We start from the raw sequence: 13,061 nt of genomic DNA on the forward strand, positions 1-13,061 counted from the left end.
ATCAGCTCCTCTGTTCCGCGGGGCTTTCCGTCTTTTCCCGGGGTTCAAAAAACGAGAGCGGCGCCCGGATGAATTCCGCGATCCGGATCACGATGCAGCCCGCGGCGATCAGCGCGCAAAGCGGCATGATCCCATACATGAAGATCATCGGAACTTCCATGCCCTGGCTGATCTGTACGCCGGCCTTTTTCGCGTAAGCCCAGGAATAGCGCATAAAAATCAGATCCACGGCCAGTACGATCCCGTAGTCGAGGACGCTCATCCAGCGCTTGACCCGGGGACTCAACTTGTTGTAGAGCATATCGATGACGACATGTTCGTTCCGCAAAATGCAGATTCCCATGCCCCAGAACGTCGTAAAGGCAAAGAGCGTGATATTGAATTCCGATACTTCTTTCCAGCTCAGGGAAAAGCAGTAGCGCATGATCACCGTGAAAATCACCGAAAGGGCCAGAAGACCCATGGCCACCGTTCCGATTCCCACATAGACGGCAAATAAAATCTTCCCTATTCTTTTGATGGCTATCGCCCCCTTTGAACCCGTACGGATTTGATTTTGACCCTTCGGGCCTTATTTCTTCGCGGAAGCGACGATCTTCAGGATTTCGTCGAGCTCGGCCTGGGTCAGGATGCCTTCTTTGACGCACTGCTGGTAAACGGGCATGCTGGCGTCCTGGAAAGCCTTCAATTCTTCGGGCGTGGGATCATAGACTTCGCTTCCCGCCTTGCGGATGGCTTCTTTGGCGGCGTTAGAATTTTCGTCGATCAGCTGGTCGTTGTATTTGCCCATTTCATCGGCGGCGGCCAGGATAATGTCCTGATATTCCTTCGGCAATTCCTTCCACCAGGCCGCGTTCACGTAGAAGGGATCGGGATGGAATTGATAGTTGACGGCGGTAAAGTATTTCTGCACTTCATAGAACTTCATGCCCTGCACGTTGACCCAGGGGTTCTCCTGTCCGTCGCAGACGCCGGTCTTAAGCGCCATATAGAGGTCGGCGTAGGGGATGGCTACCGTCGTCGCGCCCATAGCCTGGAACGTCATGTCGATGGTCTTCATGCCGTTTGTCCGCATTTTGAGGCCCACGAGGTCCGCGGGTTTCGCGATCCGGCGTTTGCCGTTGGAAAACTGCCGGTATCCGCCGGCGTCACAGAGGTTGATCATGACGGTGCCCGTCTTTTCCTCGGCCTCGGCGGAAACTTTTTTCGCCAAGTCAGAACTCAGAAGGGCGGTCACTTCCGCCCGGGTGTTGGTCAAAAAGGGCAGCGTAAACATCAGAAGCCGGGGGCTGAAATCAAACTGTCCGCCCCGCATGCCCTGGATCGTTCCCGCCACGACCTGCTCCAGCATCTCTTTTTCCGTGCCCAATTGTCCCTCGCCGAAGACCTCCACGGTCACGGCGCCCTTTGTCCGCTCGTTGACGTCCTTCGCGAATTTCTCCAGCGACACGTAACGCGGATTTCCCACAGGCTGGGCGTGCCCCACGGTCATCGTAAACTTTTTCCCGTAAGCGGCCATACTCAACACCAGCATCAACAAACCGACGATCCATAAAACTCTTTTTTTCATAAGTATTTTCCTCCAAAATAATGTAATGTAACAAACTATGCTGTAAATCGCCAAAATTCTTTAAAATCATATCATCATTTGTAATCCGTGTAATCCCAGTCAGTCAAGGTTGCTTCCCGATATACGCCAGTATTCCCCCGTCTACGTACAGGATATGTCCGTTGACGAAATCGCTGGCCTCACTGGCGAGAAATACCGCGGGCCCCATGAGGTCTTCGCTTGTCCCCCAACGGGCCGCCGGAGTCTTCGCCACGATAAAGCTGTCAAAGGGATGCCGGCTGCCGTCGGGTTGCTTTTCCCGGAGCGGCGCGGTCTGCGGCGTCGCGATATAGCCGGGACCTATGCCGTTGCATTGGATATTGTGCTCGCCGAACTCGCTGCAAATATTGCGGGTCAGCATTTTGAGGCCGCCCTTGGCGGCGGCGTAGGCCGAGACCGTCTCCCTGCCCAGTTCCGACATCATGGAGCACATGTTGATGATTTTGCCGCGGCCTTTTTTGATCATGCCGGGAATGACGGCCTTTGATACGATAAAGGGCGCGTTCAGGTCCACGTCGATGACTTTCCGGAAATCCTCCGCGGACATATCCAGCATGGGAATTCTCTTGATGATGCCGGCGTTGTTGACGAGGATATCGATGATCCCGACGTCTTTTTCGATGGCGGCGACCAGCTCCCGCACCTGCGCTTCGTCGGTGACGTCACAGACGTAGCCTTTGGCGTCAACGCCGATTTCTTTGTAAGCGGCCAGCCCCTTGTCGACCAGTTCCCTGTTGATGTCGTTGAAAACGATCTTCGCCCCGGCGGCCGCAAAGGCCGTGGCAACGGCAAAACCGATGCCATACGACGCGCCCGTCACAAGGGCCGTCTTCCCCTTCAGGGAAAAGGCGTCCATGGTAAACTTGTTCATTCATCCACTCCTTCTGATTTTCTTAGATATCAAATTTTCCTTCGTCGGGCTCTTCCTCAAAGTAGTCGCGGTAATCTTCGTCGATGACCTTGCGCATCCGCTTCATGCAGTAAAAAATGTGCTCCCGCAGGACCTGACGCATTTTCCGCGCGTCTTTTTTGGCGATACAGCCCTCGATGGTCTTGTGTTCCCGAATGATTCGGGTAAAATCCATTTCCGTCAGGAAGTCGAGCATCTTGAAGCGGGTATAGTGCAGGCTTTCCGCCTGCAGCATATCCCAGAGCACCGAGCGGTTCATGGCCTCAAACCAGAGGCTGTGCACCTGCATGTCGAGCTTGTAAAACAGCTCGGGCTTGAAATTTTTCGTGACGATCAGCGCCTCCTGCTTGCGGATCATGTACTGGATATCCTCCATCACCAGCTTGTTGTCGCTGTTCATAAAATCCTCCAGGACCATGGATTCCACGGCATAGCGCATATAGAGCATCTGCTTGACGTTTTTCAAATCCAGCAGCCGGATATAGATCCCGCGATAGGGGATAATATCGACCCAGCCGTTTTCCGCGAGGATCCGCAGGGAATTCCGGACCGGAGTCCGGGAGACGCCGAACATCTTGCAAATTTCCGCTTCGCTGACGACCTGGCCCGGTTTTACCGTCAGCTCAAGAATATTCTTCTTGAGGGCCTCGTACACCATGTCTTCCCGGTTGCGAAACTTGAAGTCATCGATCAGCACGATGCCCGTGTTCACTTTTTCGCTTTTCATTTTTTTGCTTACTGCCTCACTCATAGCAACACACCCTTTTTTCTTTATTTCGTAGTACTGCCCGCCGTCCGTCGCTCAATCTTTTTCTGATTGATCACGGAGCTGACGAGGGATGCGACCGCGAGGATGATCAGGACGACGCAGATGGGCCGCGTAAAAAGAAGCCAGAACTTGCTGTCGTGGATCTGCATAAAGCGCCGCAGATTGCTCTCGGACATGGGCCCGAGGATCAGCGCCAGGAGAATCGGCGACAGCGGAAATTCGTATTTTTGCAGGAGATAGCCCACAAGCCCCATGACGATGGCAAGGCTCGCGTCAAAGAGATTGCCGTTGATGGAATAGGCCCCCACGAGGGAGAGCACGAGAATCACCGGCAGCAATTTCTTCTTGTCGATGGAAATGACCTTGGCGAATAATTTCACGCCGCAGCCGCCTACGATGAGCATGGCGATATTGGCCGTGATCATCGCCGCGAAGATGGAATACACGAGGTCCAGATGCTCCACGTACATCATGGGCCCCGGCTGGATGCCCTTCATGATAAAGGCCCCCAGCATAACGGCCGTATTGGAATCCCCGGGCACGCCCAGAGAGAGCAGCGGAATCATGGCGCCGCCGGAACAGCCGTTGTTGGCCGATTCGGCCGCCGCTATCCCCTCGGGAACGCCGGTTCCGAATAGTTCCGGATGATCCGAGGCGCGCTTGGTCTCGCCGTAGGAGACAAATGCCGCGATATCGCCCCCGGCCCCCGGGATGGCCCCGATAAAGGTCCCGATGAGCCCGCCCCTGATAACCGGAACCATGATGGTTTTCACGTCGTCCAGGTCCGGCAGCGCCCTCGTGATCGTGGCCTTGATCCTTTCGGCCACCGTGATCTTCTCGACGCCGGCGAAGACTTCCGACAGCGCGAAAAGCCCGATCAGCGTGGGGATAAAGGGCATCCCGTCATAGAGCCCCGGCGCTTTCGTGAAGCGCAGGTAGGCGCAGACCTTGTCCATGCCCACCGTTGCCAGCAAAAGCCCGAAAAAGGCGCTGATGAGTCCCTTCACGATGGATTTTCCGGAGATCGAAATGATGACCGAAAGCCCGAAGACCGCCAGCGTAAAGAACTCGCCGGGGCCGAATTTGAGCGCCATTTTGGAGATCAGCGGCGAAAGAAAGGTCATGAGGACGGCGCCGATCATCCCGCCCACAAAGGACGAGTAGAGCGCGATGGAAAGAGCTCTTCCCGCCTCGCCCTTCTGCCCCATGGGATAGCCGTCCATGACGGTTGCGGCCGCCGCCGGCGTTCCCGGCGTATGGATCAGGATAGCCGAAATGGAGCCTCCGTACATGCCGCCGCAGAAGATCCCCAAAAGGAGTCCGATGGACGGGATCAAATCCATGCCGTAGGTAAAGGGGATCAAGAGCGCTATCCCCATGGTTGCCGTAAGACCGGGGATGGATCCGATCAGGACGCCTCCCGTGGCCCCCAGAAAGATCATGCCCATGACCTGGAGATTCAAGAGCACATTGGCGTAGCTTCCGAATAAAAGTGACCAGTTCATCGCGCCCCCCTAAAAGTCCATGACGCCGGACAGAAAACCCAGCGGCATTTCAATACCGAGGATCAGCTTGAAGGCGAGGAATATGCCGACGGAGGTCAAGAGCGAGATCAGGATCATGACCTTGTAGTCGCGGACCTCCAGCAAAAACATCAGCGCGAAGAGCAGTAGCGGCGTCATGACGAGAAAGCCCAGGCTTTTCCACAGAAAAACATAGGCGATCACGACGGCGACCCCGATCAAAAGCCGCTGCATTCCCTTGTCCCGGAGACTCAGGGTCGGCGCTTCCCGTTTGTCGTAGTGTTTCACGGACTGGTACAGGAGAACCAGGGCGCAAATCCCCAGTCCCAGGGCGAGCCAGCGCGGGAAGAATTCCGGTCCGATGGGCACGTTTTTGAATTTTTTAAAGGTAAACGTCACCGCGACCACATAGAGCGTCAGAGCCAAAAACAGAAGGGCGGCGACAAAGTTCGCTTTTCTCACCCGATATCTCCTTATCCGTAATGCTACTTCGTTTCATCCAGAAGATGAGTCTCTTCGAGAGTTTTCGTTACCGCTTCAAAATTATCCTTTAAAAACGCCGCGAATTCATCGGGCCCCAGATAGCGCACGTTGAGATTCATATTTTTGGCGAATTTGAGAAAATCTTCGTCTTTGATGCCTTTGGCGAAGGCGTCCACAAGGGTCTTCACGATGGCGGCATCGACGCCTTTGGGAAGCGCCATGCCTCTCCAGGTGTAATAAGTGATGTCATAGCCCTGCTCGATAAATGTCGGTACATTGGGGAAGGCGTCGGCCCGTTTTTCATCCATAACGCCCAATACCTTGAGATTTCCGGCTTCTACTTGGCTCTTTACTTCGGCCAGGGAAACGGAAACGGCCTGGATATGTCCGCCGGCAAGGGCGGTCACGGCGGGAGCGGCCCCTTCAAAGGGAACGTGCTTTACCTGAATGCCCGTGGCGTTGGCCAAAAGTCCCGCGCCGATATGCCATACGGAGCCGGGGGCGGAATTTCCGATGGAGATCTCGCCGGGGTGCGCCTTGGCGTATTCCACAAATTCCTTCACGCTGTTGTAGGGGGCGTCGGCCTTGACGGTCAGCGCCGCCGCGTCGGCGTTTACGAGGCAGAGGGGAATGTAGTCGGCGTAAGTAAAATCGATCAGACCTTGCTGGGGCAGCGAATTCAGCTCAAAGGTCACCATGCCCAGCGTATAGCCGTCGGGTTTCGCGTCTTTGATGGCCGCGTGTCCGATGGCGCCCGCGCCGCCCGTCTTGTTTTCCACGGCCAGCGTCACCTTGAGTTCTTTTTCAACGGCGGCCGAGAGCGCCCGCAGGATGGCGTCCGTACCGCCTCCGGCAGCCCAGGGACAGATGACTTTGATCGTCTTCGTCGGATATTTGTCCGCGGCGGCGACCGACAGGGAAAGCAGGGTAGTCAGTGCGAGCAACCCAAAAATGATGTTCCGGAATACCTTTTTCATAAATCCTCCTTTTTTCGTGTATTTATCTGAGCGAATAGATCTATCGCCCATATTGTATATTTATTTTCTTTTTTCAGACGACAATATTGGCGTCCCAAATGCCGTCCACATAGGCCTTCTGCTCATCGGTCAACTGCGAGAAAGGCTTCCGCGCGGGTCCCGCGTCGATCCCCTGCCTCGTGAGGATATACTTTGTGGCGGAGATCAGCCCAACGTTGACGAGAGCCTCCATGATGTTGTTGGCCTTGCGCTGCAATTCCCTGGCCTCCGTGAGTTTCCCCGCCCGGAAGGCGTCGAAGAGTTTTTGGTAATGGGGCAGCATAATATTGAAGGTCGTGCCGATTGCGCCCGTGCAGCCGTAAGCCATGCAGGCGATCATGGTCTCGTCAAAGCCGTCCCAGATCTTGAGCTTCGGGTTGTGGGCCATGATCCGCTCCATTTGATAAACAACTTGATTGGTATGTTTTATGCCCTCTACGGCTTCGCTCTTGAGCAAGGCCGCCCAGTCTTTGTCCCGGAGGTCGATCTCCCTTTTGGTATTTCCGGGAAAATTATAGATGATGACCGGCATATCCACGGCCCGGGAGATATCGTAAAAGTAGTCGCAGATTTCTCTGGTCGTGAAGCCGTAATAAATCGGCGGGATGGCCGCGATATGGTTGTATCCGCATTTTTTGGCGGCTTTGGCGTAGCCGACGGCTTTTTTCGTCGCGAGGGCCCCCACGTGGGCGATCATGTCGCATTTGCCCACAAAGGCCGAGGCGATCTCATATTCGAGTACCCGTTCCTGAAAGGTCATCAGCAGAAACTCGGCGCTGGATCCGCCGATAAAAAAGCCCGCGGTCCCCTCTTTGAGATTCCGCTCCATAAGCTTCAGCAGGGCCTCCGCGTTGATGTTGTCCTCCCGGTCAAAGGGCGTCACCGACGCCGCGTAAATTCCCAGATAATCGGCCATTTCCCCTCCTACCGCAAGTCCGTCGTGAGGATGTTGTCCATGTCGTCAAAGGCCTGATTTTCTCCGCCCATGGCCCAGATAAACGTATAGTTGGTCGTGCCTGCGCCCGCGTGGATGCTCCAGGAGGGGCTGATGACGGCCTGTTCGTTTTGCATGACGATGGTCCGGAGTTCCGTGGGTTCCCCCATAAAATGAAAGACGACGTTGTCTTTGGGCACTTCGAAATACATGTAGATCTCCATGCGCCGCTCGTGGGTATGGCAGGGCATGGAATTCCAGACGCTGCCGGGCTCGAGGACCGTCATGCCCATGGAGAGCTGGCAGGTGGGGAGCACATCGGGATGGATAAACTGGTTGATGGTCCTTTTGTTGGCGGATTCCACAGAGCCCAGGTTACGCTTGGCCGCGTCCTTGATCGAGAGAAACGTCGTCTTGAAGGCCGTGTGGGCCGGGGCGCTGACCATATAAAATTTGGCGGGTTTTTCTGTGTCGTCGCTCGTAAAATGGACGTCCTTTGTGCCCTTTGTGATGTAGAGGCAGTCCTTGTATCCGAGGGCGAAGGTCTCTCCGTCGGCCGTGATTTTTCCGGCCCCTCCGATATTGAATATCCCGATTTCCCGTCTTTCCAGGAAATAATGGGTCCCGAAATTCTTCCAGCAGTCTATCCCCTTTTCGAGGGAGACTTTCTCTTTGACCGGCATGCAGCCCACGGTCACCATGCGGTCCACATGGGAATAGACCGCCGTCACTTCGTCGGCCTTGTAGAGGTCCCCGATCAGGAATTCCCCGCGCAATTCCGCCGTCGTATAGCGTTTGACATCTTTTTGATTTGCCGAATACCGGATATCCATGGCTTTTTTCCTCCTGAACACGATATTTTCACCTTTTTCGGGCTTTCCCGACAGAAGGTATTCACTGTATACAAATTCTCGTTCTGCTATAGTATTACCATTTTTGGAAGATCTTGTCAAGAGATTTCATAAGAATTTTTTCGCCCATTATATCCGAAATCAGCACAAATAGTTCAAATTTACTTCAGTTTTTGGATGTTATTCCGGTGTAAATCAAGTGTTCCCGCCATTTCTCATTGACACCGGCGGCGCTTCGTGCTATGATAGGGGGTGAAAAAGATTACAGATCGTTCAGGGCGGGAGGGCTTATGACAGCGCGTCAAAGACTGGCGGAAATCGTCCGGTCGGAGTTTCCAAAAAAAACCATACTCGTTTTGGGAGATATCATGGTGGATAAATACACCCGGGGCAAAGTCAGCCGGATTTCCCCCGAAGCGCCGATCCAGATCCTCGAGTTTGAGGAATCGAAGCTGACGGCGGGGGGCGCCTCCAACGTCACGGCAAACCTTGTGGCCCTCGGGGCCCGGGTCGAGCTGGCGGGGACGGCCGCCGAAGACGAATACGGCCTCTGGCTGCGTTCCGCCATGCAAAGGGCGGGCGTGGGGACCGAGTGCATTCTCGCCGAGGCGGGCAGGCCCACGACGCTCAAGGAGCGCTTCGCCACCAAAAGCCAGCAGCTGCTTCGGGTGGACAGGGAGAAAAGCGGGGACATCACGGCCGAAACCCAAAAGGCCGTTCTCGATTGGCTCAAAGAGCGTATCGGCCGCATCGACGCCGTTCTTTTGTCCGACTACCGCAAGGGCGTCCTTTCGTCTCCTGAGTTTGTGAAACGCATCATCGCCCTCTGCAAAAGCCATGGGGTCATCGTCGCCATAGATTCCAAGAGTCCCTCCATTTCGGCCTTCGCGGGAGCGACTTTCGTTAAGCCCAACAACCTTGAGCTGGAGCAGGCCGTCAACATCAGGATCACGGACGACGAAAGCCTCGACCGGGCGGGAAATCTCTATCTCAAGACCTGCGGGGCGCGGTATCTGATCGTGACCCGGGGCGCCCGGGGGATTTCCGTCTTCAGTCCCGACAAAGCCCGTCAGGATTTTTCCTCCAAGGCCCTTCAGGTCTATGACGTGACCGGAGCGGGGGATACGGTCATCAGCACGATCACCCTGGGCATCGTCTCGGGCCTTTCCATAGAGGAAGCCACGGTCTTGGGCAATCTCGCCGCAAGCGTCGTCGTCAGCAAGATCGGGACTGCCGTTGCGAGCCTTGACGAACTGGTCGCGCGGATCGGGGAAAGTCTTGAAAATTCGTAATAATTTTTGTTGACAGGACCCGCTAAACTTGCTACAATCTTTTTAATATTTTGCTTTTTAATATTTTGCTTTTTCATATTTTGCTTTCGCGTAAATGACGCTTTGATTATTGCGCTTCACAATTTCCGATACCAATTTATCCCACGAAACAGAAAGGAACGGTCCGATGAGGGGAAGAAAAAAAGCGATGTGGCTTTGTCTTGCGGCAATCACCGTGATAAGCGCGATTTTTCCGCTCGTGAAGCGTCCCGCTCGGGTTCTCGTGATGGAAGACAGAGACACCGGAAGAAAATGGGAATACAAACTTCCCGGCAACGCCTTTTCTCTGGGGTATGTGCATTCAGTCATGAAAACCACCGCCGAGGAATATTTCAAGGCGGGGAAAGACGGCAGGATCGTGCTTACGGAAACCGTATACCAATCTTATGGCGTCGGACTTCCTTTCTTGCCCGAAGAGGGGGAACTGACCGTCAGGGACGGTCTCTTCATCCTGAAGATGCACCGGGAATTTCCGGAGATCTCCATGGTGATCTCGCCTCTGGCCAGGCATTATCTGAGGATCGGAGGGACGAAGCTCAACCTGAGTGAGATTTTGGGCGACAAATCGGCCAAAATCAAGCTTTCGATCAAAAGAAATTCATAATACGATGAGGTGTAAGCATGACAGAAGAACTGAGCAAAAAAGTTGAACAGACCGCGGCGGAAGCGGCGGTTAACGTAGATGAGATTCTCGCGAAATATGACAAAGGCTCCACGTTCCGGGTGCTTTCCGGCATACAGGCCAAGGCGGTCTCTCTGTTGCTATTTTGTTTTACGGTATTTCAATTGTATTATTCCTTCAAACCCATAGACGCCCAGGTCGCCCGCTGTATCCATCTGGCCTTCGGCCTTTCGGCGGTATTTATTCTCTATCCCTTTTCGACGAAAATGGACAAGCATCGCCTGAACGTCTTTGACTGCCTGCTTGGCGTCATTGCGGCCGCCGTCTGTCTCTACGAAGTCGTATTCTACAAAGACATCGTGACCAGAGCCGGCCTCGCCAATACGACCGACATGATCATCGGAACCATCGCGGTGATCCTGGTCCTCGAGGCGGCCAGACGCGTGATCGGGCTGCCCATGGTGGTCGTCTCCCTGCTCTTTATCGTTTACGCCCTGTACGGCCGGCGGATTCCCGGGCTTTTGAGCCACCGGGGGGTCTCGGTCAACGCCATGATCCAGCACCTCTTCTACACGACCGAGGGAATTCTGGGGCTGCCCATCGGCGTATCCTCGACATTTATCTTTCTCTTCATCCTCTTCGGCGCTTATCTCGAAAAAACCGGCATGGGCGAATTCTTCATCGACCTTGCCAACTCCATATCCGGCAGTTCCCCCGGCGGTCCCGCCAAAGTCGCGGTCATTTCCTCGGCCTGTATGGGAACGCTTTCGGGTTCTTCCGTGGCAAATGTGGTGGGAACCGGCAGTTTCACGATTCCCATGATGAAAAAACTGGGTTACCAGCCTGAATTCGCGGGCGCAGTGGAAGCCACGGCCTCCACGGGCGGGCAGTTGATGCCGCCGATCATGGGCGCGGCCGCCTTCCTTCTGGCCGAGATTACCGGCAATCCCTATTCCAAGGTCGTCATCGCCGCCATCATTCCCGCGGCCCTCTATTATCTGGGCGTATTCGCGGGCGTCCATTACGAAGCCAAACGATTGGGCCTCATGGGCCTTCCCAAAAGTGAGATCCCGAGACTCAGAGATGTGCTGAGGACCCGGGGACAGCTGATCATTCCCATTTTCGTCGTCCTCTACCTCCTGACCAAGGGCTACAGCCCCATCCGGGCGGCCCTGGGCGCCATCGTCTCGACGATCCTCTGCGCGGCCATCCGGAAAGAAACGCGGCTCACGCCGAAAGATCTCATCGACGGCATGATCGCCGGGGCCAAGGGGTCCCTGACCGTGGTCGCCGCCTGCGCCTGCGCGGGAATCATCACCGGCATCGTCACCAAGACCGGGCTCGGCCTCAAGGTGGGCTCCGTCCTCGTGGGGATCGCCAACGGCAATCTTTTGCTCACGCTTTTCTTTACGATGATTACGTCGCTGATTTTGGGAATCGGCGTTCCCACGACGGCCAACTATGTCATTACCTCGACGATCGCGGCGCCGGCCATCCTTATGCTGAAAGACGCCAACGGCGCGCAGCTGGTGCCCGTCATGGCCGCTCATCTCTTCGTGTTCTATTTCGGGATTATCGCCGACGTTACGCCCCCGGTGGCCCTCGCTGCCGTGGCGGCCTCGGGCGTCGCCAAATCCGAACCCATGAAAACTGGATTGCAGGCCACGAGACTTGCCATCGCGGCCTTCCTCGTGCCCTATATCTTTGTGATGGAGCCCCAGCTCGTCATGATCAATCCCGATGGATGGGTCATCCTCAAGATCCTCACGGCCTTTATCGGCGTTGTCTGCGTCGCCGTCGGGCTCACCGGATACTTCAAAGCCCCGATGAATCCCGTGGAACGGATCTTCATTATCGGCGCGGGACTGCTCTCGGTACATCCGGGGTATACGACCGACGCCATCGGGCTTGCGATCATCGTCGCGATCTTCCTCCTGCAAATGAAAAAAGCCCGGGATATCCGGGCCAAAACCCTTGTCCGTTAGTGTTACACCGGGAATATAATCAAATTTTAATCATGGAGGTATCTGTATGAAAAAACTTGTTTCTCTGCTCGCTGTACTGGTTACAACCGCGCTGCTTGCCGATACGACGTACATCAACATCGGAACCGGCGGGACCGCGGGGACCTATTATCCGCTCGGGGGCGCTTTCGCCGAAATCTGGAATTCCAAATTGAAGGATGTCAACGCCACCGCCGAATCCACCGGCGCTTCCGTGGCCAATGTCAACATGCTGCAGAAAGGGGACATCGACGTGGCCCTGATTCAGAACGACATTGCCTACTATGCCGAAAACGGCGTGGAACTCTTCAAAGAAAAACAGACAGCCGTGAAAGGGCTCGCGATCCTGTATCCCGAACCGATTCAGTGTATCACCCTTGATCCCAACGTGAAATCCGTCGCCGACCTCAAAGGGAAAAGCGTGGCGGTAGGCGCCATCGGATCCGGTACGGCCGTAAACGCCACCCAGATCATGGAAGCCGCCGGTCTCAAAGAAGGGGACGTCAAAGTACTGTATCTCTCCTTCGCCGAAGCCGTAAACGCCATGCGTGACGGACAGGCCGACGCCGCGTTCCAGGTTGCCGGTATTCCCACGGCGGCCATCGTCGATCTCGCGACCCAGAAGCCCGTAAGACTCGTTGAAATCGGCGCCGACACGCTGAAGAAACTCAACGAGAAATACTCCTATTACACGGCCCTGACGATCCCCGGCGGGAGCTACAGCACCGTGAAAGACGACGTCAAGACCGTTACCGTGCAGTCCATGCTCGTTGTAAGCGCCAAATTCTCCGAAGATCTCGTCTACAACATGCTGAAGGCTCTGTACGAGAACCAGGACAGAATCGCGGCCGCTCACAAAATGGGCGCTCTGATCAAACCCGAATCCGCTCTGACCGGTATGAGTATCGAGCTCCATCCCGGCGCCGTGAAGTATTACAAGGAAAAGGGACTTTTGAAGTAAAATCTGTAAAAGCAAATCAAAAACCCGTGCGGTTTCGCGCGGGTTTTTT

13 protein-coding genes are annotated in these 13,061 nt (G+C 55.2%); 4 read left to right on the forward strand and 9 right to left on the reverse strand.

Annotated features, from left to right (window positions below):
• Window position 1 precedes the first annotated feature (1 nt).
• The 9 genes from LBQ97_03860 to kduI form a co-directional block, all read right to left on the reverse strand.
• Window positions 2-484, reverse strand: coding sequence for a TRAP transporter small permease subunit (locus tag LBQ97_03860; protein ID MDR1831854.1), 483 nt, complete (start codon window positions 482-484; stop codon window positions 2-4).
• Between the two features lie 87 nt (window positions 485-571).
• On the reverse strand, window positions 572-1,570 hold the full coding sequence (locus tag LBQ97_03865) for a TRAP transporter substrate-binding protein (GenBank protein ID MDR1831855.1): 999 nt from the start codon (window positions 1,568-1,570) through the stop codon (window positions 572-574).
• 103 nt (window positions 1,571-1,673) lie between these two features.
• Window positions 1,674-2,480, reverse strand: a complete 807-nt coding sequence (locus tag LBQ97_03870; protein ID MDR1831856.1) for a gluconate 5-dehydrogenase — start codon at window positions 2,478-2,480, stop codon at window positions 1,674-1,676.
• Window positions 2,481-2,502: 22 nt separating this feature from the next.
• Window positions 2,503-3,270, reverse strand: a complete 768-nt coding sequence (locus LBQ97_03875) for a GntR family transcriptional regulator (protein ID MDR1831857.1) — start codon at window positions 3,268-3,270, stop codon at window positions 2,503-2,505.
• A 20-nt stretch (window positions 3,271-3,290) separates the two neighbouring features.
• Complete coding sequence (locus LBQ97_03880; GenBank protein ID MDR1831858.1) at window positions 3,291-4,793, reverse strand: tripartite tricarboxylate transporter permease; 1,503 nt, start codon at window positions 4,791-4,793, stop codon at window positions 3,291-3,293.
• 9 nt (window positions 4,794-4,802) lie between these two features.
• Window positions 4,803-5,273 (reverse strand): tripartite tricarboxylate transporter TctB family protein, encoded by a 471-nt coding sequence (locus LBQ97_03885; protein MDR1831859.1) that lies wholly within the window; start codon window positions 5,271-5,273, stop codon window positions 4,803-4,805.
• A gap of 23 nt (window positions 5,274-5,296) precedes the next feature.
• Window positions 5,297-6,271 carry a tripartite tricarboxylate transporter substrate binding protein gene (locus LBQ97_03890; GenBank protein MDR1831860.1) on the reverse strand — a complete coding sequence of 325 codons (975 nt, stop codon included), beginning with the start codon at window positions 6,269-6,271 and terminating at the stop codon, window positions 5,297-5,299.
• A gap of 73 nt (window positions 6,272-6,344) precedes the next feature.
• A complete protein-coding gene (locus tag LBQ97_03895; protein ID MDR1831861.1) occupies window positions 6,345-7,226 on the reverse strand; it encodes a dihydrodipicolinate synthase family protein in 882 nt (293 codons plus the stop codon).
• A gap of 8 nt (window positions 7,227-7,234) precedes the next feature.
• On the reverse strand, window positions 7,235-8,077 hold the full coding sequence (gene kduI / locus LBQ97_03900) for a 5-dehydro-4-deoxy-D-glucuronate isomerase (GenBank protein MDR1831862.1): 843 nt from the start codon (window positions 8,075-8,077) through the stop codon (window positions 7,235-7,237).
• A gap of 308 nt (window positions 8,078-8,385) precedes the next feature.
• Between kduI and LBQ97_03905 the strand changes: the two genes are divergently transcribed.
• From LBQ97_03905 to LBQ97_03920, 4 genes are all read left to right on the forward strand, one after another.
• Window positions 8,386-9,387 (forward strand): PfkB family carbohydrate kinase, encoded by a 1,002-nt coding sequence (locus LBQ97_03905; GenBank protein MDR1831863.1) that lies wholly within the window; start codon window positions 8,386-8,388, stop codon window positions 9,385-9,387.
• Between the two features lie 238 nt (window positions 9,388-9,625).
• Window positions 9,626-10,030: a DUF1850 domain-containing protein gene (locus LBQ97_03910; GenBank protein MDR1831864.1), complete on the forward strand. Its 405-nt coding sequence runs from the start codon at window positions 9,626-9,628 to the stop codon at window positions 10,028-10,030.
• A 17-nt stretch (window positions 10,031-10,047) separates the two neighbouring features.
• Window positions 10,048-12,033: a TRAP transporter permease gene (locus LBQ97_03915; GenBank protein MDR1831865.1), complete on the forward strand. Its 1,986-nt coding sequence runs from the start codon at window positions 10,048-10,050 to the stop codon at window positions 12,031-12,033.
• Window positions 12,034-12,079: 46 nt separating this feature from the next.
• On the forward strand, window positions 12,080-13,012 hold the full coding sequence (locus LBQ97_03920; GenBank protein MDR1831866.1) for a TAXI family TRAP transporter solute-binding subunit: 933 nt from the start codon (window positions 12,080-12,082) through the stop codon (window positions 13,010-13,012).
• Window positions 13,013-13,061: the final 49 nt, after the last annotated feature.

The organism is Fusobacteriaceae bacterium (assembly GCA_031272775.1).
Taxonomy (GTDB): Bacteria; Fusobacteriota; Fusobacteriia; order Fusobacteriales; family Fusobacteriaceae; genus JAISST01.